Source organism: Pseudomonas sp. LB3P25 (assembly GCF_054897985.1).
The window spans coordinates 2,228,594-2,255,057 of sequence record NZ_CM142711.1 but is presented as its reverse complement, the minus strand read 5'-3'; the positions used below and the strand labels follow the sequence as shown (position 1 = coordinate 2,255,057).

29 protein-coding genes and 1 pseudogene are annotated in these 26,464 nt (G+C 59.1%); 15 read left to right on the top strand and 15 right to left on the bottom strand.

The features are described from left to right. Window positions 1–9: 9 nt before the first annotated feature. Together ACYZTW_RS10100 and ACYZTW_RS10095 are read right to left on the bottom strand one after the other, a co-directional pair. Window positions 10–528: a cupin domain-containing protein gene (locus ACYZTW_RS10100; RefSeq protein ID WP_462004737.1), complete on the bottom strand. Its 519-nt coding sequence runs from the start codon at window positions 526–528 to the stop codon at window positions 10–12. Window positions 529–558: 30 nt separating this feature from the next. Further along, window positions 559–1,413 (bottom strand): shikimate 5-dehydrogenase, encoded by an 855-nt coding sequence (locus ACYZTW_RS10095; protein WP_462004736.1) that lies wholly within the window; start codon window positions 1,411–1,413, stop codon window positions 559–561. A 244-nt stretch (window positions 1,414–1,657) separates the two neighbouring features. Between ACYZTW_RS10095 and ACYZTW_RS10090 the strand changes: the two genes are divergently transcribed. From ACYZTW_RS10090 to ACYZTW_RS10080, 3 genes are all read left to right on the top strand, one after another. Further along, window positions 1,658–2,029: a hypothetical protein gene (locus ACYZTW_RS10090; protein WP_462004735.1), complete on the top strand. Its 372-nt coding sequence runs from the start codon at window positions 1,658–1,660 to the stop codon at window positions 2,027–2,029. Between the two features lie 236 nt (window positions 2,030–2,265). Next, a complete protein-coding gene (locus ACYZTW_RS10085; RefSeq protein WP_003179723.1) occupies window positions 2,266–2,460 on the top strand; it encodes a hypothetical protein in 195 nt (64 codons plus the stop codon). A 100-nt stretch (window positions 2,461–2,560) separates the two neighbouring features. Then, window positions 2,561–2,743 (top strand): hypothetical protein, encoded by a 183-nt coding sequence (locus tag ACYZTW_RS10080; protein ID WP_462004734.1) that lies wholly within the window; start codon window positions 2,561–2,563, stop codon window positions 2,741–2,743. Here the strand turns inward: ACYZTW_RS10080 and ACYZTW_RS10075 are convergent. After that, window positions 2,740–3,801, bottom strand: a complete 1,062-nt coding sequence (locus tag ACYZTW_RS10075) for an AI-2E family transporter (RefSeq protein WP_462004733.1) — start codon at window positions 3,799–3,801, stop codon at window positions 2,740–2,742. The two genes, ACYZTW_RS10080 and ACYZTW_RS10075, sit on opposite strands and share 4 nt — an antisense overlap. Window positions 3,802–3,977: 176 nt before the next feature. On the opposite strand from ACYZTW_RS10075, the gene trhP reads away from it, so the two are divergent. Then, window positions 3,978–5,303, top strand: coding sequence for a prephenate-dependent tRNA uridine(34) hydroxylase TrhP (trhP, locus tag ACYZTW_RS10070; protein ID WP_462004732.1), 1,326 nt, complete (start codon window positions 3,978–3,980; stop codon window positions 5,301–5,303). A gap of 184 nt (window positions 5,304–5,487) precedes the next feature. Here the strand turns inward: trhP and ACYZTW_RS10065 are convergent, their stop codons facing one another. Next, window positions 5,488–6,357 (bottom strand): LysR substrate-binding domain-containing protein, encoded by an 870-nt coding sequence (locus ACYZTW_RS10065; protein WP_462004731.1) that lies wholly within the window; start codon window positions 6,355–6,357, stop codon window positions 5,488–5,490. 96 nt (window positions 6,358–6,453) lie between these two features. Between ACYZTW_RS10065 and ACYZTW_RS10060 the strand changes: the two genes are divergently transcribed. After that, window positions 6,454–7,365: a DMT family transporter gene (locus ACYZTW_RS10060; protein ID WP_462004730.1), complete on the top strand. Its 912-nt coding sequence runs from the start codon at window positions 6,454–6,456 to the stop codon at window positions 7,363–7,365. A 152-nt stretch (window positions 7,366–7,517) separates the two neighbouring features. Here ACYZTW_RS10060 and ACYZTW_RS10055 read toward each other — a convergent pair whose 3' ends face one another. Then, window positions 7,518–8,231 (bottom strand): FadR/GntR family transcriptional regulator, encoded by a 714-nt coding sequence (locus ACYZTW_RS10055; RefSeq protein WP_046047599.1) that lies wholly within the window; start codon window positions 8,229–8,231, stop codon window positions 7,518–7,520. A gap of 282 nt (window positions 8,232–8,513) precedes the next feature. Between ACYZTW_RS10055 and ACYZTW_RS10050 the strand changes: the two genes are divergently transcribed. Both ACYZTW_RS10050 and gudD read left to right on the top strand, forming a co-directional pair. Continuing rightward, window positions 8,514–9,860 (top strand): MFS transporter, encoded by a 1,347-nt coding sequence (locus ACYZTW_RS10050; protein WP_462004729.1) that lies wholly within the window; start codon window positions 8,514–8,516, stop codon window positions 9,858–9,860. Between the two features lie 37 nt (window positions 9,861–9,897). Then, the gene (gudD, locus tag ACYZTW_RS10045) at window positions 9,898–11,241 is read left to right on the top strand and encodes a glucarate dehydratase (protein ID WP_462004728.1); all 1,344 of its coding nucleotides are present in this window, start codon (window positions 9,898–9,900) and stop codon (window positions 11,239–11,241) included. A 66-nt stretch (window positions 11,242–11,307) separates the two neighbouring features. Here gudD and ACYZTW_RS10040 read toward each other — a convergent pair whose 3' ends face one another. Beyond that, entirely contained in the window at window positions 11,308–12,228 is a 921-nt protein-coding gene (locus ACYZTW_RS10040) for a LysR family transcriptional regulator (protein ID WP_462004727.1), read from the bottom strand. A gap of 160 nt (window positions 12,229–12,388) precedes the next feature. On the opposite strand from ACYZTW_RS10040, the gene ampC reads away from it, so the two are divergent. Beyond that, window positions 12,389–13,531, top strand: coding sequence for a class C beta-lactamase (ampC, locus tag ACYZTW_RS10035; protein WP_462004726.1), 1,143 nt, complete (start codon window positions 12,389–12,391; stop codon window positions 13,529–13,531). 224 nt (window positions 13,532–13,755) lie between these two features. On the opposite strand, the gene ACYZTW_RS10030 is transcribed toward ampC, so the two are convergent. From ACYZTW_RS10030 to ACYZTW_RS10020, 3 genes are all read right to left on the bottom strand, one after another. After that, the gene (locus ACYZTW_RS10030) at window positions 13,756–14,124 is read right to left on the bottom strand and encodes a DUF6124 family protein (protein ID WP_462004725.1); all 369 of its coding nucleotides are present in this window, start codon (window positions 14,122–14,124) and stop codon (window positions 13,756–13,758) included. Between the two features lie 263 nt (window positions 14,125–14,387). Beyond that, window positions 14,388–14,654, bottom strand: coding sequence for a hypothetical protein (locus tag ACYZTW_RS10025; RefSeq protein ID WP_462004724.1), 267 nt, complete (start codon window positions 14,652–14,654; stop codon window positions 14,388–14,390). Between the two features lie 16 nt (window positions 14,655–14,670). Further along, window positions 14,671–15,048: a DUF6124 family protein gene (locus ACYZTW_RS10020; protein WP_462004723.1), complete on the bottom strand. Its 378-nt coding sequence runs from the start codon at window positions 15,046–15,048 to the stop codon at window positions 14,671–14,673. A 283-nt stretch (window positions 15,049–15,331) separates the two neighbouring features. On the opposite strand from ACYZTW_RS10020, the gene ACYZTW_RS10015 reads away from it, so the two are divergent. Then, a complete protein-coding gene (locus ACYZTW_RS10015) occupies window positions 15,332–15,637 on the top strand; it encodes an autotransporter outer membrane beta-barrel domain-containing protein (protein ID WP_462004722.1) in 306 nt (101 codons plus the stop codon). A 153-nt stretch (window positions 15,638–15,790) separates the two neighbouring features. Here the strand turns inward: ACYZTW_RS10015 and ACYZTW_RS10010 are convergent, their stop codons facing one another. Further along, window positions 15,791–16,363 carry a DUF4174 domain-containing protein gene (locus tag ACYZTW_RS10010; protein WP_462004721.1) on the bottom strand — a complete coding sequence of 191 codons (573 nt, stop codon included), beginning with the start codon at window positions 16,361–16,363 and terminating at the stop codon, window positions 15,791–15,793. A gap of 180 nt (window positions 16,364–16,543) precedes the next feature. On the opposite strand from ACYZTW_RS10010, the gene ACYZTW_RS10005 reads away from it, so the two are divergent. After that, window positions 16,544–16,912, top strand: a complete 369-nt coding sequence (locus ACYZTW_RS10005; protein ID WP_462004720.1) for a VOC family protein — start codon at window positions 16,544–16,546, stop codon at window positions 16,910–16,912. A 37-nt stretch (window positions 16,913–16,949) separates the two neighbouring features. Here ACYZTW_RS10005 and ACYZTW_RS10000 read toward each other — a convergent pair whose 3' ends face one another. Together ACYZTW_RS10000 and ACYZTW_RS09995 are read right to left on the bottom strand one after the other, a co-directional pair. Next, window positions 16,950–17,735, bottom strand: a complete 786-nt coding sequence (locus ACYZTW_RS10000) for a sulfite exporter TauE/SafE family protein (protein ID WP_095128859.1) — start codon at window positions 17,733–17,735, stop codon at window positions 16,950–16,952. A 244-nt stretch (window positions 17,736–17,979) separates the two neighbouring features. Further along, complete coding sequence (locus ACYZTW_RS09995) at window positions 17,980–18,729, bottom strand: hypothetical protein (RefSeq protein ID WP_462004719.1); 750 nt, start codon at window positions 18,727–18,729, stop codon at window positions 17,980–17,982. A gap of 252 nt (window positions 18,730–18,981) precedes the next feature. Here ACYZTW_RS09995 and ACYZTW_RS09990 point away from each other — a divergent pair, with 252 nt between their 5' ends. The 3 genes from ACYZTW_RS09990 (at window position 18,982) to ACYZTW_RS09980 (ending at window position 21,660) form a co-directional block, all read left to right on the top strand. Beyond that, window positions 18,982–20,130 carry an aldose epimerase family protein gene (locus ACYZTW_RS09990; RefSeq protein WP_462004718.1) on the top strand — a complete coding sequence of 383 codons (1,149 nt, stop codon included), beginning with the start codon at window positions 18,982–18,984 and terminating at the stop codon, window positions 20,128–20,130. A 208-nt stretch (window positions 20,131–20,338) separates the two neighbouring features. Beyond that, window positions 20,339–21,160 (top strand): aldo/keto reductase, encoded by an 822-nt coding sequence (locus ACYZTW_RS09985; protein WP_462004717.1) that lies wholly within the window; start codon window positions 20,339–20,341, stop codon window positions 21,158–21,160. A 29-nt stretch (window positions 21,161–21,189) separates the two neighbouring features. After that, window positions 21,190–21,660, top strand: a complete 471-nt coding sequence (locus ACYZTW_RS09980) for a DUF1810 domain-containing protein (RefSeq protein WP_462004716.1) — start codon at window positions 21,190–21,192, stop codon at window positions 21,658–21,660. On the opposite strand, the gene ACYZTW_RS09975 is transcribed toward ACYZTW_RS09980, so the two are convergent. Further along, window positions 21,625–23,985 (bottom strand): DNA polymerase II, encoded by a 2,361-nt coding sequence (locus tag ACYZTW_RS09975; RefSeq protein ID WP_462004715.1) that lies wholly within the window; start codon window positions 23,983–23,985, stop codon window positions 21,625–21,627. The genes ACYZTW_RS09980 and ACYZTW_RS09975 overlap by 36 nt on opposite strands. A 427-nt stretch (window positions 23,986–24,412) precedes the next feature. Here ACYZTW_RS09975 and ACYZTW_RS09970 point away from each other — a divergent pair, with 427 nt between their 5' ends. After that, on the top strand, window positions 24,413–24,853 hold the full coding sequence (locus tag ACYZTW_RS09970) for a CBS domain-containing protein (RefSeq protein ID WP_046056085.1): 441 nt from the start codon (window positions 24,413–24,415) through the stop codon (window positions 24,851–24,853). A 50-nt stretch (window positions 24,854–24,903) separates the two neighbouring features. Here ACYZTW_RS09970 and ACYZTW_RS09965 read toward each other — a convergent pair whose 3' ends face one another. Then, on the bottom strand, window positions 24,904–25,527 hold the full coding sequence (locus tag ACYZTW_RS09965) for a glutathione S-transferase N-terminal domain-containing protein (RefSeq protein ID WP_462004714.1): 624 nt from the start codon (window positions 25,525–25,527) through the stop codon (window positions 24,904–24,906). 97 nt (window positions 25,528–25,624) lie between these two features. Then, window positions 25,625–25,768: pseudogene (locus ACYZTW_RS09960) on the bottom strand (cysteine hydrolase); the annotation flags it as partial. Between the two features lie 255 nt (window positions 25,769–26,023). On the opposite strand from ACYZTW_RS09960, the gene ACYZTW_RS09955 reads away from it, so the two are divergent. Beyond that, on the top strand, window positions 26,024–26,464 hold the full coding sequence (locus tag ACYZTW_RS09955; RefSeq protein WP_462004713.1) for a phage infection protein: 441 nt from the start codon (window positions 26,024–26,026) through the stop codon (window positions 26,462–26,464).

Genomic DNA, 26,464 nt, shown 5'->3' with positions numbered 1-26,464 from the left:
AGCGCGCGATTATTCGCCGTCCCAATAATCCACGCCGTCGGCCGGCCGGGCGACGGCAACGAAGCCCGAGGCATTGCCCTCGGCGTCGACCTTGAAGTCGTCCATCACAGCGTACTTGCCAGAATCCGGGTACTCGCAAATCTCGGGTGATTGCTGGGTGCTGACCGCCAGGTAGCGCAGCTCAGCGTTGCTGGTGTTGATGATCTGGTGCGCGGTTTCAGGGCCGCCCGGCGGGCAGGCAATGACATCACCGGCGCGAACGGAAAAGCGCTCGGTGCCCAAGCGAATCTCCTCTTCCCCGGCCACGATGTAAAACATCTCCTCGTTAACCCGATGACTGTGAAACGGGCTGCCACGCATCCCCGGCTCCAGCGCGTACAGGCGATAACCCAGCCTCTGCGCGCCAAGTTGCTGGCCGATGCGCGCCTGCCGCTGCCGATAGCGGTCGGCGGTGTCTCCCGTAGGGGCAAACGCTTCGGGCAACGGCTCAAGTTCGGCCTGATCCAGATTAAGAATGGCAGAATGCATGAGTCACCTCAGTCTCGGTTTGATGGGACGTCAAGTCTTCGTTTGCCGGGCACCAGGATAGCCAAGGCTACCGCGGGCAAATTCCACGGCTTTGTGAAACTGCTCATCGGTCGGCCGCACGCCGGTGTACAGCACGAACTGCTCCAGCGCCTGGATCGCGATCACTTCCAGCCCGGTGATCACTTGTTTGCGTTCAGCACGACCGCGCACAATCAACGGTGTTTCCGAGGGGACTGCCACTACATCGAAGACAGTCTCGGCAGCAGCGATGGTTTCAGCATCGAACGCCAGCTGATCGGCCTCGGGGCCGCCGATCATGCCTATCGGTGTGACGTTGATCAGCATCTGCGGTCGCTCCAAGCCCAGCTCCGCTTGCCATTGATAGCCCAGCGATTCGGCCAAGGCGCGTCCGGCACGCTCATTACGGGCAACGATCAGGCCATTTTTGTAGCCACCATCGCGCAAGGCACTGGCCACCGCTTTGGCCATGCCGCCGCTGCCGCGCAGGGCAAAGGTGAATGCCTTTGGCACCTCATGGGTTACGAGCAACTGGGCGATCGCGATGTAGTCGGTGTTGTACGCCTTGAGATGGCCGTTAGTGTTAACGATGGTGTTGATCGATTGAATGGCCGCAGCGGAGGCGTCCAGTTCATCGACCAGGGCAATGCACGCCTCCTTGAATGGCATCGACACGCCGCAACCACGAATCCCCAGGGCGCGAATGCCGCCAACGGCGCCTGGCAGATCCTGGCTGCTGAAGGCCTTGTAGTAAAAGTTCAGGTCCAGTTGCTCATACAGATGATTGTGAAACCGCAGGCCGAAATTCCCGGGACGTGCGGCAAGCGACATGCACAGCTGCGTGTCTCTGTTGGGGTTCATCTGCATGAAAATCTCCTTTAAAAGCACTTTCAGATGGACGGGATTAGCCATTCCAACGGGTCTGATCGATCATAATGGTGTGTCTGTACGCAGCCTCATCGGCCCGTAAAGAAGCTGGTACAGACCTTACACAAAATTTACCCAACGGCTGTGCTGATTTTCAAAAAAACGCTGTCTTAGATGTATCCCCGCGACAATCCTTGGGTCTATTGCAGACACAAGCGCCGGGGCGAAGAACCGAGGAACTATCATGATCCGTAAAATCCCCACAGTAGCCTTGCTGATCGGTGCTCTTGCTATCGCAGGACAGGCAGAGGCTGGCGGCGGTCACGGCGGTCACGGTTGGGAAGGACCGGCGGTATTTGGCGCGATCGTTGGCACAGCCATCGTCGGTTCGGCCCTCATCAACAGCAATCGGCCGGTCTATGTACAGCAACCGGTTTATTACCAGCCTCAGCCGGTTTACGTGCAACCGCCACCGGTTTATTACCAGCCGGCACCGGTCTACGTGCAACAACCGGTCTATTACGGCCCGCCGCCGGTTTACTACGGCCCGCCACGTGGTTATTACGGTCCACCGCGCGGTTACTACGGCCCTCCCCACGGTTATGGCCGCTGGTAGCAGAATCATCAGGCCCCGCCTCAACAGCGGGGCCTTTTTTGTGACCGTCCGTCGGTAGAGGTCTGGATAAATCTCGCCAAGGTCGCTGTCGGGACAGTCTTTGCGGTTCAAGTTGGCAAGATTGACTCGACCACCCTTCCTCCGCTTTGGGGAAAACGGTCATATTTATGCCATGTCAGGTCCGCAATACTGGAACTGTCCGTTAACAACAGGTTGATAAAAACAAGGACGACCTCATGCCCACGCAAAACCCGCACCGCATTGTCGGCTTGTGCACTTCCAGCAAGGTGTACAACGCACTGACCGAACTCAAGCACCTGGAAGGCCATCGCAGCGCCAAGTTTCTTTCGCTGCTGGCAGAAAACCTGGTGCGAAAAGGCCTGCTCAACGAGCAGGAAGTGGTTCATATGCTGGATCTGGTGGTCGACTGAACCGATAACTCATTGGCATCAATGACGACTATCGAAAGCGTTGATTGTTCGTTCAAGCGTCCGGCCCGTAAGGTAGCTCCATAGATTGATGGAGGTACTTATGTCCCAGGTTCAGATCATGTCCGTTATCGGCAGCGCCGTTCCCGCATCACTCAGAGAGCTAGGATTGCTCGCCTGTTGGTACCTGGTGCAGGACGGCGAACCGATCAGCGGCCCGCTCACCTCGCTGCCGGCCGCCCAGGCACTGTCGCAACGCATCGGCCCAGGCCAACTCGGCGCTTAAGGCAACTGCACCCGCGGCTTGGTTTCAATGAAGATGGCCCAGCTCGACATGAACAGCGCAGCGATCAGCGGCCCGATGACAAAACCATTGAGGCCGAAGATCGCCAGACCGCCAAGGGTCGAGATCAGGATCAGATAGTCCGGCATCTTGGTATCCTTGCCCACCAGGATCGGTCGCAGCACGTTATCCACCAGGCCGATAACAAAAATCCCGTATAGCCCCAGCACCACGCCCTGCCAGATCGCCCCGGCGAACAGGAAAAACGCTGCCACCGGCGCCCAGACGATCCCCGCCCCCACCGCTGGCAACAGCGACAGAAACGCCATCAGCACCGCCCAGAGCAACGCGCTCGGAATATCCAGAAACCAGAAAATCAAACCGCCCAATGTACCCTGCGTGATCGCCACCAGCAGGTTGCCCTTCACCGTGGCTCGCACTACGCGGTTGAACTTGAGTTGCAAACGGCGTTTCTGGTTTTCCCGCAGCGGCACAGCCGCGCGAACTTTGCGTGCCAGTTCGGCACCGTCCCGCAGAAAGAAGAACAGCAGGTAGAGCATGATGAGAAAGCTCACCACAAACTCGAAGGTGCCCTGGCCGACACTGAAAACCTGCGTGGCGATAAACTCATTGCCTGTCACCGCACTCTTGATGATTTTCTCCCGCAGCCCGTCCAACTCGCCGATCCCGAACCGATCGAGCAAGTGCTGGAAGTACGGCGGCAGGCTGTGTTTGAAATGCGTCACATACCCGGCGATGTCCAGTTCGCCGCTTTCGATGCTCTTGTACAGCGCGGCCCCTTCTTGAACCAGCAAGATACTGAGGATGATCACCGGCAGGATCGCGATCACCAGGCAGGTGCCCAGGGTGAGCAGCGACGTCAGGTTGCGCTCCCAGCCGAACTTCAGTTGCAGTCGCCGTTGCAGGGGCGCGAAGAGGATGCCGAGGATCACCGCCCAGAACACCGCGCCGTAAAACGGCAGCAGAATCCAGATGAAAGCGGCGGTGACCAGCCCTAGCAAGATCACCAGTGATTTGTCTTGCGGTGTCTCTTCGTTCATGTCCGATCCATGTCAGTTCGCAGGGGCGCATGCTCTTGTACTCAAGAGCCATCCTGATGCTTAGTCCGCCACGGTTCGCGCGAGTGCCATCCGTTTGTTCATCAAGCATAGATCCAGATCAATGAACCCCGAGGGCAAGCCGCTTACGCTCGGCGGCTTTTGCGATCGATACCGCCATGACCCCTGCTACCCCGGAACTACTGGCCCCCGCCGGCACCCTGAAAAACATGCGTTATGCCTTCGCCTACGGTGCCGATGCGGTGTACGCCGGTCAGCCGCGCTACAGCCTGCGGGTGCGCAATAACGAATTCGATCACGCCAATCTGGCCCTCGGCATTCAAGAGGCCCAGGCTCAGGGAAAACGCTTCTATGTGGTGGCGAACATCACCCCGCACAATGCCAAACTGAAAACCTTCCTCAGGGATCTGGAACCGGTGATTGCCATGGCGCCGGACGCGCTGATCATGTCCGATCCAGGCCTGATCATGCTGGTTCGCCGGCATTTCCCGCAGATGCCAATCCACTTGTCGGTACAGGCCAACACGGTGAACTGGGCCAGCGTCGAGTTCTGGCAGCAACAAGGCTTGAGCCGGATCATCCTGTCGCGAGAACTGTCCCTGGAAGAAATCGCCGAAATCCGCGAGCAAGTCCCGGCCATGGAACTGGAAGTGTTCGTCCACGGCGCCTTGTGCATGGCCTATTCCGGTCGCTGCCTGTTGTCGGGTTACATGAACAAGCGCGACGCCAATCAGGGCAGCTGCACCAATGCCTGTCGCTGGAAATATTCGGCGCAAGAGGCCACGGAAAATCAGCTCGGCGAGATCGTTCAGGCCTTCCAGCCCGAACCGACCTTGGGCATCGGCGCCCCGACCGACCAGGTGTTCCTGTTGCAGGAAGCCAACCGGCCTGACGAACTGATGCCGGCCTTTGAAGACGAACACGGCACTTACATCATGAACGCCAAGGACCTGCGTGCCGTGCAGCATGTCGAGCGCCTGACACAGATGGGTGTGCACTCATTGAAAATCGAGGGCCGGACCAAATCCCACTTTTATTGTGCACGCACCACTCAGGTTTACCGCCGGGCGATCGACGACGCGGTGGCTGGTCGCGAGTTCGACCGCAGCCTGATGACGGATCTGGAATCCCTCGCTCAGCGCGGCTACACCGAAGGTTTTCTGCGTCGACACGTGCATGACGAATACCAGAACTACCAGCACGGCAGTTCGGTGTCGGAGCGGCAGCAGTTTGTCGGCGAACTGACCGGCGAGCGGCGTGACCGGATGGCGGAAATCAAGGTGAAGAATCGATTTGGTCTGGGCGACTACATGGAACTGATGACACCCAAGGGCAACTTCCAGTTCGACTTACATGAGCTGCAAAACGTCAAAGGCGAGCCGATCGAGGTGGCGCCGGGGGATGGGCACACCGTGTACCTGCCGATTCCGGATGCGGTGGATTTGCGGTTTGGATTGTTGATGCGGGATGTGGGTGTCGCTTAGATCCACCCCTCACCCCAGCCCTCTCCCCACGGGGGAGAGGGGGAAAGGGAGCCGATCTTCAAGCCTTTCAAACCTGAGTTCGACTCGGAGTTTCAGGTCGCCATATTTCGACTCGACAACTCGGTCAGTCCCCTCGCCCCCTGGGGAGAGGGTTAGGGTGAGGGGTGTTTTTCAGGTTCACCACCTATCCCGGCAAAAACTCATCACGCAACATCCCCACAAACGCTTCCCGCGCCGGGTGAACCCCGGCGTTTTCATGCCAGTAAAACAGGTTGTCGATCGCCGTCAGCTCGGGGAACTCATACCCCGCGCAACCCGCCCCTTTGGCGTACTGATCAAACACGCCTTTTGGCACCAGCGCGACACCCGCCCCGGCACTGACGCAGCCAACAATCGCGCCGTAACTGGCCAGGCTGACAATCGGCAACGCCTGGCCCTGCCGCAGCAACCAATGCTCCAGCGCCGCCCGGTAGGGACAGCCCTGAGGCCACATGAACACGGTCTTGTCCTGCAAATCCGCGATGTCCCGTACTGGCCCCAGGGATGTCGAGGCAATCAGCAGCAGCTCCTCGCGGTACATCGGCGTGCGCTTGAGGTGTGCGCGCTCGACATCCACCGCGACGATCGCGCCGTCGAGCCGATGGTTGAGGGTGTCATCGAGCAATTGGCTCCAGGTGCCGGTGGTCAGTTCCAGCGCAACGGCGGGGAAACGCTTGTGGAATTTCGCCAGCAGCCGCGGCAATCGACCGGTCGCCGAAGACTCGATGGCGCCAATGCGCAACGGCCCGGACGGCTCGGCCGAAGGGTCCACTGCGCGCTTGGCTTCAGCCGTCAGGGCGAGAATTCTCGAGGCATAAGCCAGAAAGGTCTGCCCCGCAGGGCTGATTCGCAGCCCTCGGCCCTCGCGCAGAAACAGCGCGACTCCCAGTTCCGCTTCCAGGGACTTGATCCGTGCCGTGATGTTCGACGGCACGCAATGCAACAATTCGGCTGCCCGGGCAATGCTGCCGACCTCGGCGATGGTCTTGAACATGCGTATCTGTGCCAGCTCCATACATCACCTAAAGTGAATAGTTGACGCATTATAAGTCAGTTGTGGTGAACGTTCCGAGTTCTGATACTCGGTGCATATGCCCACAGGTGCCCGACCATGAAGTCACTCACGCCCTCCCCCAACGTCCCCGTCAAACTCATCCTGGCCATGGCATTTGTGGTCAGCTGCTGGGGTTACTCACCGACCGGTATTCACATCGGTTTGCAGGCCTATGAGCCTGGTCATCTGGCCTTGCTGCGGTTTCTGCTGGCGTCGGCATTCATGGCGGTGGTCGCGGTGGTCCGAGGCATCAGCCTGCCGAACAGGCGTGACCTGCCGCTGCTGTTCACCCTCGGTTTCTTTGCCGTGAGCCTGCACCATGTCGCGCTGAACTTCGGCCAGCAAAGCGTCAGCGCCGGGGCCTCCAGTGTGTTGGCGCAATCGACGCCGTTATTCAGCACACTGCTGGCGCGTTTCGTCTTCAAGGACCGGGTTAGTGCGTGGCGCTGGGGCTGCGTTTTTCTGGGGCTGATCGGCGTGGTGATTGTGGTGGCCGGTGATCACGGACTGGGGAGCATCGACGCCCATGGATGGCTGATTTTGTTGGCGGCGGTGTCGTGGAGTTTCTACTTTGCGTTGCACAAGCATCACTCGCGGCGCTACGACGGACTGACGTTGGTGTGTTACACGGTTTGGTTCGGGACGCTACTGCTGTTGGTTTATCTCCCGGGGCTGGTCAGCCAGGTTGTCACCGCTCCGATTGAAGTGCAGCTTGCGGTCATCGGGTTGGGCATTTTTCCGAGCGCCCTGGCGTATCTCGCCTGGGCCTATGTGCTAACTCATGTGGATTTGAGCCGCGCAACGATGACGCTGTATCTGATTCCACCGACCGCCATGGCGATCGCCTCTTTTGCGCTGGGCGAGCGGCCGACGTTGATGATCATTGGCGGAGCACTGGTGGTGCTGGTCAGTGTGTTGGCCTTGAATCTGGAGCGCAGGCCGGTGGTTGCTCAAGTCACCGGGGCCTGATCCGGACCGGCGCCAATGCGACTGACGCCTTCGCGAGCAGGCTCGCTCCCACAGGGGATCGGCTGTGTACCCGGCTTTTTACGGCCACCACAGATCAAAATGTGGGAGCGAGCCTGCTCGCGAAAGCAATGTCACAGGCAACAAATGTATGGTCAGCGATCTGCCGAAAAGCGGTCGCGACTGTTGGTCAGGTGCAGCCACATGGCCGCCCGCGCCGCATCCGGATCCTGGCGTTTGATGGCGTTGAGAATCGCCTCGTGCTCAAGGTTGGCCAGTTGCCCGAGCTTGCTCAAGTCCACTGCGCCGCGCTCGGCGGCATTGACGCGGGTGCGCGGGATCATGGCGCTGCCCAGGTGCTGCATGATTTCGGTGAAGCACACGTTGCCGGTGGCTTCGGCGATCAGCAGGTGGAAGCGCTTGTCGGCTTCGACGCAGCTGTCGTTGTTGGCCAGCAAGCTTTGATAGTCGTCCAGCGCTTCGCGCATCTGCGCCAATTGATGATCCGTGCGACGGGTTGCAGCCAGCGCGGCGGCCTGGGTTTCCAGGCCCATGCGCAACTCCAGAATGCTGCGCACCCCCAGCGCGGTATCGACGTTCAACCGAAGTCCCTGCTCCGGCGCTCGTTCAATAACAAAGGTGCCAATGCCGTGGCGGGTTTCCACGAGACCCGACGCCTGCAACTTCGAGATGGCCTCGCGTACCACCGTGCGACTGACCCCGTGCTCCTGAACAATCGTGTTCTCGGACGGCAGCTTGTCCCCGGGCAACATCTGGCCGAGCAGGATGCTCTGGGTCAGTTTGGCGACCAGGTCATGGGCCAGATTGTGGGTGCGCTTGCGGGCAGGCGCGTCAAGGTCTTCTTGCATGGCGATCATCCGAAAGCAGGGCTACCGGAATCGTAGCACTGCGCTCGATGGGAATCTCAAGAAAAAGCCGGCCATCTTGTATGACAACACTCAACAAACAGGTAATCCAGGGACGCCAAAAAGGTCATACATCACAGCAAAAAGAATAATAAATCCTCAATTAAGCGCCACATTGTTGGACAACAGCGCTTGCAGGACGAAAAAACGTAGTTGTATGATGTCTATCAACATCGCAACACCCAGCCACACCCCGCATAAAAATAATCAGTGGGAGATAACGAAGTGAATACATCCATATCCGGGATGAACGATGGCGCCGACTCGGTCCTGAAGTCCGCCATCTCGAAAGTAAAACGCCATGTACTGCCGCTGTTCGTGATCATGTTCATCGTCAACTACATCGACCGCGTGAACATCGGCTTCGTCCGCGCCCACATGGAGCACGACCTGGGCATCGGCGCTGCCGCCTACGGCCTCGGTGCCGGGCTGTTCTTCATCGGTTACGCGCTGTTCGAAGTCCCCTCCAACATCCTCCTGCAAAAAGTCGGCGCGCGGATCTGGCTGACCCGCATCATGCTGACCTGGGGCGTGGTCGCCGCTTGCATGGCGTTCATCCAGAACGAAACCCACTTCTACATCCTGCGATTCCTGCTGGGCGTGGCCGAAGCCGGGTTCTTTCCCGGAGTGATTTATTACTTCACTCGTTGGTTGCCTGGCGTTGAACGCGGCAAGGCGATTGCCATCTTCCTCAGCGGTTCGGCCATTGCTTCGCTGATCTCCGGCCCGTTGTCCGGGTTGCTCCTGCAAATCAGCGGCTTCGGGATGCACGGCTGGCAGTGGATGTACTTCATTGAAGGGATGTTCTCGGTCGGGCTGTGCGTGTTCGTCTGGTTCTGGCTGGACTCCAAACCCCACGACGCCAAATGGCTGAGCCGCGAAGAGCAAGACGCGCTGGTCAAAGCCATCGACGATGAACAGCTGGCCCGCGAAGCCGCGACGCCGATCAAACCGTCATTGGGCAAACTGCTCAAGGATCGCCAGATCATCCTGTTTTGCCTGATCTACTTCTTCATCCAATTGACCATCTACGCCGCAACCTTCTGGCTACCGAGCATCATCAAAAAGATGGGCGACCTCAGCGATATTCAGGTCGGGTTGTTCAACTCGATTCCGTGGTTACTGTCGATCATCGGCATGTACGCCTTCGCTTCGTTGTCGGCCAAATGGAAGCATCAACAAGCCTGGGTCGCCGCAGCCCTGCTGATTGCAGCGGCCGGGATGTTCATGTCCACCACCGGCGGGCCGATCTTCGCGTTCGTTGCGATCTGCTTTGCTGCGCTGGGTTTCAAATCGGCGTCGTCGCTGTTCTGGCCGATTCCTCAGGCCTATCTGGATGCACGGATCGCCGCAGGCGTGATCGCGCTGATCAACTCGGTGGGCAACCTTGGCGGCTTCGTCGCGCCGACCACGTTCGGCCTGCTGGAAGAACGCACCGGCTCGATTCAGGGCGGGCTGTACGGCCTGGCCGCGACCTCGATCATTGCCGCGATCATCGTCTTCGCCGCACGCAATAAACCGAAATCCGCACCTGCCGTTGCACCGGGCAAACCAGCGCCCAACCACGCCTGAACACTCATGCAAGAGCACAGTTTTGAAGGACATAACAATGAACACACAAGAAACCGCCAAAGCCCCGATCATCACCAGCATGCAGGTTGTTCCGGTGGCCGGCCACGATGGCATGTTGCTCAATCTGAGCGGCGCTCACGGGCCGTTTTTCACCCGTAACATCGTGATCCTCAAGGACAACGCCGGTCACACCGGTGTCGGTGAAGTACCGGGCGGCGAGCGCATTCGCCAGACCCTCGAAGATGCGCGCAGCCTGGTGGTCGGCAGTCCGATCGGCACTTATCAGAAGATCCTCAACCAAGTGCGCCAGACCTTCGCCGATCGCGATGCCGGCGGTCGCGGGTTACAGACGTTCGATTTGCGCATCACCATCCACGCCGTCACCGGCCTTGAAGCTGCGCTGCTTGATCTCCTGGGTCAGCACCTGGACGTGCCGGTGGCCGCCCTGCTCGGCGAAGGCCAGCAGCGCGATGAAGTGAAGATGCTGGGTTATTTGTTTTATGTCGGTGATCGCAACGAAACCGATCTGGCCTACCGCAGCGAACCGGACGCCGACAACGACTGGTTCCGCGTGCGTCACGAAAAAGCCATGACCGCCGACGCCGTGGTGCGTCTGGCCGAAGCTGCTCACTCGCGCTACGGCTTCAAGGACTTCAAACTCAAGGGCGGCGTGCTCAGTGGCGATGACGAAATCGAAGCCGTCACCGCCCTGGCCGAACGCTTCCCCGATGCGCGCATCACCCTCGATCCGAATGGCGCGTGGTCACTCAAGGAAGCCATTCGCCTGTGCCGGGATCAGCATCACGTCCTGGCTTACGCCGAAGACCCGTGCGGCGCGGAAAACGGTTATTCAGGACGTGAAGTCATGGCTGAATTCCGTCGCGCCACAGGCCTGAAAACCGCGACCAACATGATCGCCACCGACTGGCGGGAAATGGGCCACGCGATCCAGCTGCAATCGGTGGACATTCCCCTGGCCGACCCGCACTTCTGGACGATGCAGGGCTCGGTCCGCGTGGCGCAGATGTGCCATGAGTGGGGTCTGACCTGGGGTTCGCATTCCAACAACCACTTCGATATTTCCCTGGCGATGTTCACCCACGTCGCGGCGGCGGCACCCGGCGAAATCACGGCGATCGACACTCACTGGATCTGGCAGGACGGTCAGCGCCTGACCAAAGCGCCGCTGCAAATCGTTGGCGGCTGCGTGCAAGTGCCGAAGAAACCCGGCTTGGGCGTCGAACTGGACATGGATCAGCTGGCCAAGGCCCATGAGCTGTACAAAGGCATGGGATTGGGCGCGCGGGATGACAGCGTGGCCATGCAGTTTCTGATTCCGGGCTGGAAGTTCGACAACAAGCGGCCGTGTCTGGTGCGTTAACTCTATTGGAACACCGCAATCCCTGTGGGAGCGAGCCTGCTCGCGAAGACGTCGGCACATCCAGCATCAATGTGACGGATAGACCGCTTTCGCGAGCAGGCTCGCTCCCACAGGTTCTTGTGCTGCTTGCAGCAACCATTGCTTGAACGCCGCCATCGCCGACGTTTCAGGGCGCGACTGCAAGCGGGTCAGCCAGTAACTGCCGGTGGTGATCCCGATAGCGAACGGTTGCTCGATTGCACCCGCCGCCAGTTGCCGGGCGAACATCAGCGGCGGCGCCAATGCAACGCCCGCCCCTTGCAGCGCCGCCTCCATCATCGCCAGCGACGAGTCGAAGACGATGCTACGGGGCGGTGCTGTGTGGGTCGATAGGCCGGTAGCCTGAAACCATTTGGGCCACTCGTCCGTGCGATAAGAACGCAACAGCGTTTGCTGCAACAAGTCTGTCGGTGTTTTCAGTTGCCGGGCAATCTCGGGAACACACAACACCGACAACGGCGCCTCGATCAACCGCACTGCTTCAATGCCATGCCACGACCCGGCACCAAATCGTATGGCGTAATCCAGCCCTTCGGCGGCCACGTCCACGCGGTTGTTGTTGGTCGACAGGCGCAAATCTATGAACGGATGTTTCGCCTGGAAGTCCGTCAGCCGTGGCAACAACCAACCCACCGCGAATGTCCCCACCGCGCCGACCGTCAAGACCTCGCGAAAATGTCCGCCCTCGAATCGCTCAAGGGTGCGCGCAATACGGTCGAAAGACTCGCGCAACACCGGCAGCAGGGTTTCGCCCTCGCTGGTCAGCATAAGCCCGCGGGGCAAGCGCTTGAACAGGGTCACGCCAAGTTGCGACTCAAGGCTCTTGACCTGATGGCTCACCGCCGCCTGAGTGACACACAACTCAACGGCCGCCCGGGTGAAACTCAAGTGCCGGGCAGAGGCCTCGAAGGCGCGCAATGCATTGAGCGGTAATTGAGGCCGGATCATGCCCACTCCCAAATTTTTCTAATGGCTCGTCCGAAATATCATCGGTTGTCGAACCTCGGCTGACTGCATAGATTTGTCTCGCCCATCAGCCGCCCGGACTGAAAAGCCGCTCGGAGTGTAGCGGCTAATACCCTTGAACCTCATGGAAAGTAACTCAATCATGCATAACAAGCTCGCGTCCTACAGCGCTTTCGCACTGTTCCTCAGCGCCGGTCATTGCGTCGCTGACGATCGTATCGAAGCCATCGTCAAGGCCGCCATCGAACCGGTGATGCAGCAACAGCAGATCCCCGGTGTCGCGATCGCCATCACCGTCAACGGCCAACCGCATTACTTTAACTACGGCGTGGCCTCCAGGGAAAACGGCAAAGCCGTCACCGAAGACACCCTGTTCGAGATCGGTTCGGTGAGCAAAACCTTCACCGCCACCCTCGCCGCCTACGCTCAGGCCACCGGCAAACTGTCCCTGTCGGACAAGGCCAGCAGCGTGCTGCCGGAGCTGCGCGGCAGCGCGTTCGACAACATCAGCGTGCTGCAACTGGGCACCTACAGCGCCGGGGGCCTACCGCTGCAATTCCCTGACGATGCCGATGCGTCGGACAAGATGCTCGGCTATTTCCAGCAGTGGAAACCGACCTACGCCGCTGGCACCCATCGGCAGTATTCGAACCCGAGCCTGGGGTTGTTCGGTTACCTCGCAGCCCAAAGCATGGGCGCACCGTTTGATGATGTGATGGAAAAGACCCTGCTGCCGAAACTCGGGCTGAAGCACACCTACCTCAACGTGCCGCAGGCTCAAATGGGACTTTACGCTCAGGGTTACAACAAGGAAGACAAGCCCGTACGGGTTGGGCCGGGGGCACTGGATTCGGAGGCTTATGGCGTGAAAACCAGCGCCGCGGACCTGCTTCGCTATGTTGAAGCGAACATGAAACCAACTCGCCTTGAAGATCCGATGCAGCGGGCAATTGCCGCGACGCATACCGGTTACTACAAGGTTGGCGAGATGACTCAGGGGTTGGGTTGGGAGTTCTACAACTATCCGGCCAGCCTCGACACATTGCTGGCCGGTAACTCGACTCAGATGGCGATGGAGGCTCACGAAGTCCAGTGGCTGACCCCGCCGCAGCTTGCGCAAGACGCTGCATGGTTCAACAAGACCGGGTCGACCGGTGGTTTCGGTGCTTATGTCGCCTTCGTGCCGGCCAAAGACATGGGCATCGTGATCCTGGCGAACAAGAATTATCCGAACCCGGAGCGAATCAAGATTGCTCACACAATATTGAGCGCACTGGCCCGGTAGCCGAGAAACGCGATTTCTCGTAGCAGCTGCCGAGCCTGCGAGGCTGCGTTCGAGCGCGGAGCGGTCGCCATCCGGCTAATGCGGTTTTCCTGAAAGAACGCGGTTGCGTGTTTTATGACTGCTGCGCAGCCGAACGCAGCCTCGCAGGCTCGGCAGCTGCTACAGATCTCTAGCGGGCAAACAAAATGGGCGACCTGTTCGCCCATTGTCGTTACTACGTCAGCTCAATGCCGAGTCGGTGTCTGAGCGTCAGGTGCGTCGCTTCTCGGATCAAGATTTTCCCGTGCCTGATTCACCAACAACTCGGCGACCGCCGCCAATTGTTGAATCGGCAGCAGCACCTTGCGGTTCGAGCCTTCCAGTTTTCCGGCAAAATTCGCAATCAGGACATTCAGGGAGGCAAGGGTTTCGCAGGCCTGATTTAGCAGGGCGAGTGTGTCGACACCAGGAGCAACAGTGAAAATCTGCTGGGTCGTGGCGGTCCGCCTGGGGCTTGGAGTGACTGCGCATTTTGCGGTTTCACACGGCTTCGCGGGATCGAGATGATCGGCGTCGGTTAGGGTTTTCGGTTGATGCTTGCTGATCTTTTTCACAGACGAGGCTCCTTTTTGTGCCATTGGTGTTTTTCGTCCCTGGATCCCTCAGTGTCGCGGATTCCCACGTCCGACCGCGATTTTGCGGTGGCTGACGAAGGCTAGCGGTGCTCTCTGACAGAAACCAGTTCATAAAGACCGACAGGACTTGCAGGAAATTTCCGAGACCAATAAAAGCCAATACATCTCCCCCCGAAACACCCGTTTTTTTGTAGATCTCTTGCAGGCAAAAAAATGGGCGACCTCTTGAGGTCGCCCATTTTTCATTGTTGTGCCTGCAATCGTCGCCCGATCACATCCACCAAATCACAACCGTCGCGCATCGGAATCGCCAACACCCGCGCGAAGTCCTGCAACAACAACGCATCACGGCTGATCCCCTCGCCGACGGAAAGGGTTTCCAGCAGTTGAGTCACGCTGCGAATGCGGTACGCCGCCGTGTCATGCAACACATCCACCGGAGCTTCTGTATCAATCAGCAAGGACGGGATTTTGCAATCGATGCCCGTCATCGGCATGTATCGAGCCATGGCGAACCTCCCCTGTTCAAGGTTGAGTCGTTGGTTGAACAGCAGGCGCGCCTTCGGGCGGATCGACGTTGTCCAATGCGCGGTTCACCAGCAATTCGGCGACCACCGCCAACTGCTGAATCGACAGCGCCACATTGCGGTTGGAGCTTTCCAGCTTGCAGGCCAGATCCGTGATCAGGACATTCAGGGACGCGAGGGTTTCGCAGGCATGGCATAGCAGGGTTGCTGTGTCGACGCCGGGGACGATGGTGAAGATGTGGCTGATGGGGTCGGCGTGGCTGGGGTTACGCAGGCGAGCGCTGACGGCGGGTTCGCTGGTTTCGGAGAGTGGGACTGGATCGAGGGGATCTGGATCGGACGGGACTTCTGGGCTATCTGGAATGTTTTTCTTCATGAACAAATATTCTCTTTAAGTTTTAGGGGGGCTACCCATCTCACTTCCACATGAGGGTGGCAGCTGTACGCAGGTGTGGAAGACCAGGGAAAGAGAAAAACCCGGCGCACTTGAAAGTGCCCCGCGCACAGCCGCCATAAGGCGGCGATGTTGACATAAAAAATGCCGACATGCGTTTCATGGACGCTGCTTTCTCTTTCTTGAAACTCAGACTTCCACATCCGACCGCTGATTTTGCAGCGGCTGGAGAAGGTTATCGGCGTGGCTCTTTGGGCGCCAGTTCATGCAGTGCGCCGCGTCTTGCAGGAAATGTCCGACGCCAGCGAAGGCCAGAACATCTCGTCCTAGGACCTCCCGATTCGACGACTGCTGCGCAGTCGAACGGGAGCAAGCTCCCTCGCCACGGGCATTGTGTCGTCGAACATTTACACTGGACAGCCGGCTGCCAGGTTCACGGGCGGAGGTTGGAGGTGGGGTCATGGTCAATGCGGCGCACCGGCATCACTTCTTCGTCGAAGCGGGCTACACCAAAGGCAGCGATATTGAGCAGCCTTGGGTGGTGACGGCGGGTTATCGCTATAGCTGGTAATCGCACCCTTGTAGCAGCTGGCGAAGCCTGCGTCCGGCTGCGCAGCAGTCGTAAAATCAGCCACTGCGGTCCGTCAGGCACACTGTGCATTCAGGGTTTACGACTGCTGCGCAGCCGGACGCAGGCTTCGCCAGCTGCTACAAAGATCCGTGCTCAATCGTCCGGCATTTCAGGCGGCTTGGCGGGTTTGACCGGTTTGCCCGGTTTTGCCCCCTTGGCGCCCTTTGCACCTTTGACCGGTTCAGCAGCTTCAACAGGCGTCGCGACCGTCAGCGCTGCCGCTTCTTTCTCGGTCGCTGGCAGGGCGTCGATCGTGTCGAAAATTTTCTTCAAATCGACCGATTTTGATTCATCCCCCGAACTCTCAAACTTCTTCTCGCCGTCCTTGCCCACCAGGATGACTTTGGGCAACGCACCCGCACCGAGTTTCAGCGAGCGGATCAGTGCCATGGTGTCCTGTTGGCCGAGATCCTTGCCGTCGAGCTGACCGAACATGTTCAGCACGGTGTACACCCTGATATTGCGTTGGGCGACACCCTCCTTGTTGGCCGGATCGCCCAGCGACTTTTTCAGGCCAACCCACACCGGATCAACCGTGCTGGAAGCAATAACAATCAGTGGTCGCGCCCTGCCCTTGTCTATATCCAGCGGTGAGCCGTCATCGGCAGCGAACAAGGGGCCGGCGAACGCCAGCAGGGTAGTCAGGGTCAATGACCTGATGAGCATGCGCATCTCCTTTTGATATCCACGCTCTAATGATTGCGCATCGCGGCGTTCGTTCCGGGTGACGCACCGCAATTGTGTCTCGCCTTGCCCCAAGCTTAGGTCAGGGCGGTCATTGCGCAACAGGCTGAGCTAATCTCATAGCTCAACAACAACGCCCTGATCCGCCGTGAGGACCGCTGCATGAGCGCTCAGTTGAACCACACCATCGTCTGGTGTCGCGACAAGCAGACATCAGCCAACTATCTGGCAGACATCCTCGGCCTGCCCAGCCCCGAACCCTTCGGCCCGATGCTGATCGTCAAGTTCGACAACGGTGTGTCGCTGGACTTCTACGACAATGACCCGCCGATTGCCTCCCAGCACTACGCGTTTTTGATCGGTGACGACGATTTCGATGCGGCCTTCGCCCACCTGCAAGCCCGGAAGCAACCCTGGTGGGCCGACCCCGGCAAGCAACGACCGAACGAGATCAACGACTACGGCGGTGGCCGGCGGGTTTATTTCGATGACCCGGACGGGCATCTGCTGGAGATTCTGACCCGGCCCTAAGCCGGGGAGCTGGTTTGTTTCTGGAACCTCTACCCGATTAAAAGGCCAGTTTGTACCCGATCAGCACCAGCATTGTGGCCAGGCAAGGCCGCAGCACTTCATCGGAGATGCGGCCAGTGAGGTGGCTGCCCAGGTAAATCCCCGGCAACGAACCGACCAGCAAGTAACCCAGCACGTGCCAATCCATGTTGCCCATGCTCGCATGGCCGAGGCCGGCAACCAGGGTCAGCGGTACGGCGTGCGCGATTTCCGTGCCCACCAGGCGGCGGGTAGGCAGCAGCGGATAGAGAATGAACAACGCGACGGTGCCCAGAGCGCCAGCACCGATGGAGGTCAGGGCAACCATGGTGCCGAGGACCAAGCCGGTGATCACGGTCAGTGCATTCAAGCGGTTGCCGCTGGGGTTGTAATGACCGCCCGCGCGTTTGTGGGCGAAATCGAGCAGGCGCTTCTTGAAGAAAATCGCCAGCGCCGTGGCAAACAGCACAAAGCCCAACGCCTGTTTGATGACCGCGTTCATCGCCTCGGGCGACGTTTGCAAGGTGCTCAGGAACCACAACGTCAGCGCCACCGCCGGCACACTGCCGAGGGTCAGCCAACCGGTAATGGCCCAGTCGATGTTCTTGTTCTTTCTATGAACCAGCACGCCACTGGACTTGGTTATCGCCGCGTACAGCAAATCCGTCCCCACTGCGGTGGCCGGATTGACGCCGAACCACAACAGAATGGGGGTCATCAACGAACCGCCACCGACCCCGGTCATCCCGACAATAAAGCCGACTACCAGACCTGCTACGACTAAACCGAAATTACCGAATTCCATTAACACGCCCACAAAAAACGCATGAAAAATCTGGCCCGCAGCATAGCGATTTTTCTTATAACCACTTATATCGATGCGATCTATCTTTATGCCTCAAGTACACATGCAGTTCCCTGTGGGAGCCTTTGTGGCGAGGGGATTTATCCCCGTTGGGCTGCGCAGCGGCCCCAAAAAAATGGGACTGCTGCGCAGTCCAACGGGGATAAATCCCCTCGCCACAAAAGTCCGCTCCCACAAGGTGGGTTCACTGTACTGGCAGAAAATTGAGAAATAGCAGGCTCTGCGCGTAGTTCAGACCGATCCGTCGGTAGCGTTCGTCCAGCATCTGCGTCAGCAGGTCCAGTCGCGCAACGATCTTGCCGAACTCCACGGCAAAACTCAGGTTGCTGCCCTCCTCCGAGATTTCGTTGGAGAACAGCAACGGCTCGCCGTGCTTGTTTTGCCGCTGGCTGAGTATCCAGGTGGCTATTTCGATGTTGCGGGCAGCGTTGTTGACGAACGTCGGGTTGATCGCATCCGTCATGTAGAACTCGAGCCGATTGCCGTGGGCGGTGACGAGCATGCTGCCGATGGCATAGATAAAGGCACCGACCCGGTCGCCGAGAAATTCCGGGCTCATGGCATAACGCAGCGCTGCCAGGTCTTTTTTGCCACCCAGGGTCGGCAGCGGTTGTTGCTGTTCGATGGCCATGCGCACTTGCTTGCCGGCGGTGCGGGCGTCGAGGAACCCGGATTTTTTCAGCTCGTCCGGGTTGCGCAGGTAGAGCTTGCTCATCAGCAGGTAGAGGCTGTCGAGGTTGTCGCGCATCGTCAGGGTCGCCATGCGATCGACGCTGGTCTGGAGGAATTCCTGGGGGCTGCCTTCGCGGAACTGGCTGACGATGTCACTTCCCTGCTGCTGGCTACACCCGGAGGCCGCGAGCATCGACAAGCAGGCCAACAGCAGGCAACGGCGGCGGACGGGCGTGGTGGTGCGGGGTAAAACTCGAGCCATGGGTTCTTGAACTTGGGCATGGGCCGGCGGTGGGGATTCGCCGCAGGCTGGCCAAGGATAGAACCGTGAATCCTGAAAAAGTGCAGTGCCGACGGTCCGTAAGCATTGGCAACCGTTAAGAGGCTATTCACATTAGTCATACTTTATAATTGCAACAGCGCCCACATCAGCTATAAATCCTTCCTAGATCGCATTAAAACGCGATTATTAGTATGACTACTTTACCAAAAACAACAAAAAGGAAGGTCAACCATGCTTCAATCCCGACATTCACTCTGCGGCCTTGGACTGTCCCTGATGATCGCCACCCTCTCCGCCCAAGCCGCCGGCCTGTCCAGCGAACATAAGGCCTTCGGCAAAACCAATGACGGCACGCCCGTCGAGCAATACATCTTGCGCAACAGCCATGGCCTGACCGCCACGGTCATTACCTACGGTGGCATTCTGCAGTCGCTGAAAGTGCCGGACAAAAACGGCAAGTTCGACGATGTGGTACTCGGTTTCGATAACGTGCAGGGCTATCAGAGCGGCACGGCGTACTTCGGTGCGACCATCGGGCGCTTCGGCAATCGCCTGGCGAGCGGTGCTTTCGAACTGGACGGCAAGCGCTATCAGGTGCCGCTCAACGACGGTTCAAACTCGCTGCACGGCGGCCCTCAGGGTTTTGACAAAGACGTCTGGAAAGCCCAACCGAGCAACGGCAAGGATTCGGTCGGCGTGACCCTGACGTATCAGTCGGCGGACGGTGAAATGGGCTTCCCCGGCAACCTGAAAACCGAGGTCACCTACAGCCTCAACGAGCACAACGAGCTGCGCATCGACTACAAGGCGTCCACCGATAAACCCACGGTGTTGAACCTGACCAATCACAGCTATTTCAACCTGGCTGGCGCGGGCAACGGTGATGTGCTGAAACAGGTCGCCACCCTGCACGCCAGCCATTACACGCCGGTCACCGGCAAGCTGATCCCTACCGGCGAACTGGCCCCGGTGGCCGGCACACCGATGGACTTCACCCAGCCGACCGCCATTGGCAAGAACATCAAAGCCGATCACCCACAGTTGAAATTTGCCGAACCGAAACAGGGCGGCTTCGATTTCAACTGGGTGCTGAACGCCATGGGTGATGTGGGCCAACTGGCCGCCGATGTCAGCGATCCGCACTCCGGCCGTCGATTGCAGCTCTACACCACCGAGCCCGGTGTGCAGTTCTACACCAGCAACTTCCTTGATGGCTCGGTCAAAGGCAAGGCTGGCAAGGTCTATCCGCACTGGGGCGCATTCACGCTGGAGACCCAGCACTATCCGGATTCACCGAATCAGCCGACCTTTCCGTCCACGCGACTGGACCCGGGCAAGACCTATGCCCAGAGCACTGTGATGAAGTTTTCTGCCCACTAAAAAAGATCAAAAGATCGTCCGAACGCGGCCCGAACCTTCGGCAGCTCCTACGCCGGACCAGTCCATCCTCGCGGGTGGCCCCTGGCTCGGTAGGAGCTGCCGAAGGTTCGGGCCGCGTTCGGACGATCTTTTGATTTGGCGGCGGAACCCTAGAGCTATTCTGTTGCCAACCGAAGAGCACTCATCGATTCAAAATAAGGAGATTTGAATGCGGACCCTCGAATTGGCCGGCGTCAACGTACCGGTCATCGGCCAAGGCACCTGGCACATGGGAGAAGACCGTTCCCGACACACCCAGGAAGTGGCGGCATTACGCCTGGGCATCGAATTGGGCATGACCCTCATCGACACCGCGGAAATGTACGGCGAGGGCGGCGCTGAGGAAGTGGTGGGTGAAGCCATCGCCGGCAGGCGTGACGACGTCTTTCTCGTCAGCAAGGTTTACCCGCACAACGCCGGCCGCAAAGGCATCCCCCAGGCGTGCGAACGCAGTCTGCGACGGCTGAATACCGATTACATCGATCTCTACCTGCTGCACTGGCGCGGCCAGTATCCCCTCGAAGAAACCGTCGAGGCCTTCGAACGCCTGCGCGAAGAAGGCAAGATTGGTCGCTGGGGCGTCTCCAATTTCGACGTCGACGATTTGGAGGAACTGGCCTCACCGGCCTGTGCCACCAATCAGGTGCTCTACAACCTGGAAGAGCGCGGCATCGAGTTTGATCTGCTGCCCTGGAGCCACCGGCATCAAATGCCGGTCATGGCCTACTGTCCGATCGGTCAGGGTGGGCCTATGCTGAACCATACAATGCTCAAACAAATAGCCGCCCGTCACCGTGTGACGCCGGCCCAGGTAGCGTTGGCATGGATGCTGCGTAAGGAAGGCGTGATCGCCATCCCCAAAGCGGTCCGACCCGAGCACGTACAACTCAACGCGCAAGCCGCGCAATTACAACTGGAGGCTGGGGATCTGGAGGCGCTGGACCAGGCGTTTCACGCGCCACAACGCAAACAGCGGTTGGCCATGGTCTGAGCCATCGCAGTCTGTCAGAGGGCTTCGGCATGAGAAGCACTGATCAGCTCGATTCCTTTAATCTGCAACGCTTTGTCCAGGCACAGGAAAAGGTGTTCAAACGGGTCCAGGACGAGCTGAATGCCGGTCACAAGCGCAGTCACTGGATGTGGTTCATCTTTCCGCAATTCGCAGGGTTGGGTGACAGCGAGATGTCCCGGCACTTTGCCATTCGCTCCAAAGAGGAAGCCGCGGCGTACCTCAATCATCCGCTGCTGGGTTCACGGTTGCGCACCTGCACGCAATTGGTGCTGAACATCGAAAAAAGCTCGATTGCCGGCATATTCGGCCACCCCGACGATCTCAAGTTTCACTCTTCCATGACGCTGTTCGCCCAGGTTGCCGGCGCTAACAGCGACTTTCATCAAGCACTGGACCAGTACTTCCACGGCATTCTTGATGACTGGACGTTGTTGCTGCTGGATTCAAAACAGGCCCAACTGCCCACCCACCAAGGTTGAAAAGTCGTCGTCCACGAAGGGCAGAATGGCGTCCGCCACCGGTTGCAGTTGCCGGGTGACGTAGTGGTCGTAGTCGATGGGCGCGCTGCGGATTTCCAGCGGCTCGGGCCCGGCGACGGTGATCACGTAACTGATCCAGCCACCGTTCTGGTATTGCCGCGGGCGGCCCTGCCGGTCGTTGTAATCGTCGGCCATTCGCGCGGCCCGCACGTGGGGCGGCACATTGCGCTGATAGTCATCGAGGGTGCGGCGCAGGCGCTTGCGGTAGATCAGGCGATCATCGAACTCCCCCGCCAACGTCTTGCGCACGTAGTCGCGCACATAATCCTGATAGGGTTTGCGATTGAAGATGCGCAGGTACAGCTCCTGCTGGAATTGCCGGGCCAGCGGCGACCAGTCGGTGCGCACGGTTTCCAGGCCTTTGTAGACCATTTCGTCGGTGCCATCGGCGCGGGTTACAAGCCCGGCATAGCGCTTCTTACTGCCCTCCTCGGCGCCACGAATGGTCGGCATCAGAAAGCGCTTGTAGTGGGTCTCGAACTGCAACTCCAGCGCACTTTCCAGACCGTATTCCTGCCGCACATGCTCGCGCCACCACTGGTTGACGTGATCCACCAGCGCGTGGCCAATCTGCGCGGCTTCTTGTTGACCATGGGCGCGGCGCAGCCAGACGAAGGTCGAGTCGGTGTCGCCGTAAATCACCGTATGGCCCTGAGCTTCGATCAGCTTGCGCGTACGCAGCATGATCTCGTGGCCGCGCAGCGTGATGGACGACGCCAGGCGTGTATCGAAGAAACGGCAACCGCTGGAACCGAGCACGCCGTAAAAGGCGTTCATGATGATTTTCAGAGCTTGGGACAGCGGTGCGTTGTGTTCGCGCTTGGCGGTTTCGCGACCTTCGGCAACCCGGGCGACGATGGCGGGCAGGCAATGCCGGCTTCTTGAAAAACGCGCACCGCGAAAGCCTGGCACCGACTCGCTGTCATCGGGATGTTTAAGCCCCTCGATCAAGCCCACCGGGTCGATGAGGAAGGTACGGATGATCGATGGATAGAGGCTTTTGTAGTCGAGCACCAACACCGACTCGTACAGGCCCGGTTGCGAGTCCATGACAAACCCGCCGGGACTGGCCTGCGCAGGCTTGTTCCCAAGGTTCGGCGCAACGAAACCCTGGCGGTGCATCAGCGGCATGTAAAGGTGCGTGAACGCCGCCACCGAGCCGCCGCTGCGGTCTGCTGGCAATCCGGTGACGCTGGCCCGCTCCAGCAGAAAGGTCAGCAGTTCGGTCTTGGCGAAAATTCGCGTCACCAGCTCGCAGTCCTTGAGGTTGTACGTGGCCAGGGCCGGTTTGTCCTCGGCGAACATGCGGTTGATTTCGTCCATGCGCTGGTACGGATTGTCGATCGACTTGCCCTCACCGAGCAGGGTTTGCGCAACGTTTTCCAGGCTGAACGAAGGGAAACTCCAGGTCGCCGAGCGCAGGGATTCGATGCCGTCGATGATCAGCCGACCGGCGGCCGAGGCGAAGTAATGGTTGCGGCTACCGTGTTCGCGCCACTGCATCTCTTCGCCGCCACGCCCCAGTTTCAGCGGCACCGCCAGGCGCCGGGCGTGTTCGTGAAGTACCCGCAGATCGAACTGCACGACGTTCCAGCCGATGATCGCGTCGGGGTCATGGCGGGCGAACCACTCATTGAGTTTTTTCAGCAGCAGGGTTCTGGAATCGCAGTATTCGAGCTGGAAATCCACTTCGCTGTCGTCGCCATTGGGCGGGCCGAGCATGTAGACCTGGCGCTCGCCACAGCCTTCCAGGGCGATGGAGTACAGCTCGCCCTGAGCGGTGGTTTCGATGTCCAGGGAAACCAGCCTGAGGTTCGGGCGATAGTCGGGGTCGGGTTTCATCTGCGCATCGAGCAGCAGGCCCTCGGCGTTCGGCGTGCCACTGAACCAGACCGGCGCGGTGATGAAACGCTCCATCATGTAGCGTTCCGGCGGGCGCACGTCGGCTTCGAACATGTCGACGCCGGCCTTGCGCAGCGCGGTTTCCAGGCGCATCAACTGACCGTGCTGCTGGCAATACAGACCGAGTACCGGGCGGTGCTCGAAATCCAGCAACGCCAAGGGTTTTAGCTCGACGTTTTTCTCGCCTTGCAGCACACGCTCGGCCTGCTCGCGCTGGGCTGCGGGGATGAACGCCACCGACGGTTGATGAGGCAGGCGGATCCGCTGGGGACCGGTGTCGGTCGCCAGCCAGAACTCGACTTCCGTACCGGCCGGGGTATCGCGCCAATGCCGGGTCAGGACGAAGCCCCGTTGTAAATCCACCACTGCAACCTCTAGATTTGATTCAAGGCGCAATTCTACGCGTCATTGCGGGGGGATAGCGTGGAGGCTTATGGATTTGGCAGCCTTTGGATCGACCCCTCACCCTAACCCTCTCCCCACGGGGTAGAGGGGACTGACCGAGGTGTTTTCAAGAGATATTGCGACCGAGAAAATTGAGTCGAACTCAAGTTCGAAAACCATGAAGATCGGCTCCCTTTCCCCTCTCCCCCGTGGGGAGAGGGCTGGGGTGAGGGGTGGCTCTTGAAGTCGCTACCAGATTGCAGGCGTTTATCGACCTGGTACGGAGATATTCCGAAGAAAAACCGCTGAATGGCGTTTTTTGCATGTTATCTGCCGCTTTCTCCCTTGCCCTCAGCGCCTGTGTCTACGATTCTTCAAGGACAACGACAACACCTGAGAAACCGCCATGAAAACCGTCGCCCAACTGCTGAAGTTAAAGGCTGAACAGAATCATGAAGTCCACACCATTGCGCCGCATCAAATGGTGCTGGAAGCGCTGATGGTCATGGCCGCCAAAAACGTCGGCGCATTGCCGGTCGTGAAGAATGGCGAGGTCGTCGGCATCATCAGCGAACGTGACTATGCGCGCAAACTCGTGCTCAAGGGCCGCTCCTCCGTCGGCACGCCGGTCGAAGACATCATGGTGTCGCCGGTGATCACCGTGGACACCCATCAAACCGTCGAAACCTGCATGGGCATCATGTCCGACAAGCGCCTGCGCCACTTGCCGGTGGTGGAAAACGGCCAGTTAATCGGTTTGCTGTCGATCGGCGACCTGGTCAAGGAGGCCATTGCCGAACAGGCTGAACTGATTCGCCAGTTGGAGCAGTACATCCGCGGCGAGTGATTCGTCCCCTGTAGGAGCAAAGCTTGCTCCTACAGGTAGTCGCAGTGTCTTCAAGTCGGCCAATGCCGCGCGAAGACCGGTGCCAATGTCGGGTGCCGGTCGATGCGCGCAAGCCAGGCGAAAAACCCGGGCCTTGCACTGCGCAAATGCTCCCGACTGCCCGCCCACTTGGAAACCACCGCCGCCAGCACATCCAGGGCTCCCGGCGTCTCATCGCCCAGATACAAATCGCCCGAAAACTGATCGGCAAACACCTCCCAACTCCTGTGCAGTCGCGCGCGGGTGCCGGCCATGAGGTTTTGCCTGGCCGATTCATCCGCCTCGGCCAACCAGCGCTCGGGGTAGTCGATGATGCCAATCGCCGAATAGCAATTGCTGACGATGTACACCAGGCCACGAATGGCCTGATCCCGCGCGGCGGTGTTTTTCGGCAACAGGTTTGACTCAGGGAACGTGAGCCCCAGGTGAATCAGAATCGCCGCGCTCTCGGTGAGAACACTGCCGTCGGGCAATTGCAGTGTCGGAATCTGCTTGAGCGGATTGAGCTTCTCCAGCGCGTGGCTCGCCTCAGGAGAGGATTCAACGTCGATGAAGCGGTAAGGCATTTCGCAAAGCTCCAGCGCTGCTTCTATCGCGGCAGCGCCGGAGTTCTGGTGTCCGTATAGCTGGTACATGGTGCAGCCTCCTGGCGAGACAAGAATACAGTCAGTAGAGGCGCTACCTGCCGGCCTCGTGCTATGCCACTGGACGAATATTGTGACGCTGACCACCCTAGCCCAGTGCCGCGATCAACTCCGACGTCGTGACAATCGAGTGGGCATACGTCGGCCCGTTGATCTCATGTGCGGCGTGCATCGCCTCCAGACTGAACGCCGCCGTGGCATCGCGTACCAGCGTCACGTGATAGCCCCGTTCAGCGTGCGGGAACATAGGAACTGGCATTCATGATCGAATCCTCAAGGGCAATAGCACCCGCCAGCTAACCAGTGTAGAAGCGTCGGTCGCCCCTACTGCCGCCACCCGACGACTGAACCATCACGTCGACGTGGGGGGATTGTTGGTCCTATCATTGCCGTCGATGTTCACCATCACGGCAATGAAGTTCTCTTAAAAAATCCGCGGCGTAACATCAGCTCCAGCCCCAACAACTACACCCCGGAGCACACCCTCATGAAACGCCAAACTATCCTCAGCATCGCTTTCTCGGTTTTTGCAGTTAACGCTTTCGCCGCTACCCCAGCTCACCCGGTTGTCGCTGAAGACGGCTCGGATCGTCTGATTGAAAGTCGCGTTGCCGAAGGTGGTTCGGATCGTTTGATCGAGAACCGCGTTGCTGAAGGTGGCTCCGATCGTCTGATCGAGAAACGTGTTGCCGAAGGTGGCTCCGATCGTCTGATCGAGAATCGCGTTGCTGAAGGTGGTTCGGATCGTTTGATCGAAAACCGCGTGGCCGAAGGTGGCTCGGATCGTCTGATCGAGAAACGTGTGGCCGAAGGTGGTTCGGATCGTTTGATCGAAAACCGCGTTGCTGAAGGTGGCTCGGACCGTCTGATCGAGAACCGCGTTGCTGAAGGTGGTTCGGATCGCCTGATCGAAAGCCGCGCTGTATAA

What these genes read in the sequence shown, in the direction of transcription:
- ACYZTW_RS10100 (WP_462004737.1), bottom strand. Translation starts at nt 528, where the DNA reads ATGCATTCTGCCATTCTTAATCTGGATCAGGCCGAACTTGAGCCGTTG.
- ACYZTW_RS10095 (WP_462004736.1), bottom strand. Translation starts at nt 1,413, where the DNA reads ATGCAGATGAACCCCAACAGAGACACGCAGCTGTGCATGTCGCTTGCC.
- ACYZTW_RS10090 (WP_462004735.1), top strand. Translation starts at nt 1,658, where the DNA reads ATGATCCGTAAAATCCCCACAGTAGCCTTGCTGATCGGTGCTCTTGCT.
- ACYZTW_RS10085 (WP_003179723.1), top strand. Translation starts at nt 2,266, where the DNA reads ATGCCCACGCAAAACCCGCACCGCATTGTCGGCTTGTGCACTTCCAGC.
- ACYZTW_RS10080 (WP_462004734.1), top strand. Translation starts at nt 2,561, where the DNA reads ATGTCCCAGGTTCAGATCATGTCCGTTATCGGCAGCGCCGTTCCCGCA.
- ACYZTW_RS10075 (WP_462004733.1), bottom strand. Translation starts at nt 3,801, where the DNA reads ATGAACGAAGAGACACCGCAAGACAAATCACTGGTGATCTTGCTAGGG.
- trhP (WP_462004732.1), top strand. Translation starts at nt 3,978, where the DNA reads ATGACCCCTGCTACCCCGGAACTACTGGCCCCCGCCGGCACCCTGAAA.
- ACYZTW_RS10065 (WP_462004731.1), bottom strand. Translation starts at nt 6,357, where the DNA reads ATGGAGCTGGCACAGATACGCATGTTCAAGACCATCGCCGAGGTCGGC.
- ACYZTW_RS10060 (WP_462004730.1), top strand. Translation starts at nt 6,454, where the DNA reads ATGAAGTCACTCACGCCCTCCCCCAACGTCCCCGTCAAACTCATCCTG.
- ACYZTW_RS10055 (WP_046047599.1), bottom strand. Translation starts at nt 8,231, where the DNA reads ATGCAAGAAGACCTTGACGCGCCTGCCCGCAAGCGCACCCACAATCTG.
- gudD (WP_462004728.1), top strand. Translation starts at nt 9,898, where the DNA reads ATGAACACACAAGAAACCGCCAAAGCCCCGATCATCACCAGCATGCAG.
- ACYZTW_RS10040 (WP_462004727.1), bottom strand. Translation starts at nt 12,228, where the DNA reads ATGATCCGGCCTCAATTACCGCTCAATGCATTGCGCGCCTTCGAGGCC.
- ampC (WP_462004726.1), top strand. Translation starts at nt 12,389, where the DNA reads ATGCATAACAAGCTCGCGTCCTACAGCGCTTTCGCACTGTTCCTCAGC.
- ACYZTW_RS10025 (WP_462004724.1), bottom strand. Translation starts at nt 14,654, where the DNA reads ATGGCTCGATACATGCCGATGACGGGCATCGATTGCAAAATCCCGTCC.
- ACYZTW_RS10020 (WP_462004723.1), bottom strand. Translation starts at nt 15,048, where the DNA reads ATGAAGAAAAACATTCCAGATAGCCCAGAAGTCCCGTCCGATCCAGAT.
- ACYZTW_RS10015 (WP_462004722.1), top strand. Translation starts at nt 15,332, where the DNA reads ATGCAGTGCGCCGCGTCTTGCAGGAAATGTCCGACGCCAGCGAAGGCC.
- ACYZTW_RS10010 (WP_462004721.1), bottom strand. Translation starts at nt 16,363, where the DNA reads ATGCTCATCAGGTCATTGACCCTGACTACCCTGCTGGCGTTCGCCGGC.
- ACYZTW_RS10005 (WP_462004720.1), top strand. Translation starts at nt 16,544, where the DNA reads ATGAGCGCTCAGTTGAACCACACCATCGTCTGGTGTCGCGACAAGCAG.
- ACYZTW_RS10000 (WP_095128859.1), bottom strand. Translation starts at nt 17,735, where the DNA reads ATGGAATTCGGTAATTTCGGTTTAGTCGTAGCAGGTCTGGTAGTCGGC.
- ACYZTW_RS09995 (WP_462004719.1), bottom strand. Translation starts at nt 18,729, where the DNA reads ATGGCTCGAGTTTTACCCCGCACCACCACGCCCGTCCGCCGCCGTTGC.
- ACYZTW_RS09990 (WP_462004718.1), top strand. Translation starts at nt 18,982, where the DNA reads ATGCTTCAATCCCGACATTCACTCTGCGGCCTTGGACTGTCCCTGATG.
- ACYZTW_RS09985 (WP_462004717.1), top strand. Translation starts at nt 20,339, where the DNA reads ATGCGGACCCTCGAATTGGCCGGCGTCAACGTACCGGTCATCGGCCAA.
- ACYZTW_RS09980 (WP_462004716.1), top strand. Translation starts at nt 21,190, where the DNA reads ATGAGAAGCACTGATCAGCTCGATTCCTTTAATCTGCAACGCTTTGTC.
- ACYZTW_RS09970 (WP_046056085.1), top strand. Translation starts at nt 24,413, where the DNA reads ATGAAAACCGTCGCCCAACTGCTGAAGTTAAAGGCTGAACAGAATCAT.
- ACYZTW_RS09965 (WP_462004714.1), bottom strand. Translation starts at nt 25,527, where the DNA reads ATGTACCAGCTATACGGACACCAGAACTCCGGCGCTGCCGCGATAGAA.
- ACYZTW_RS09955 (WP_462004713.1), top strand. Translation starts at nt 26,024, where the DNA reads ATGAAACGCCAAACTATCCTCAGCATCGCTTTCTCGGTTTTTGCAGTT.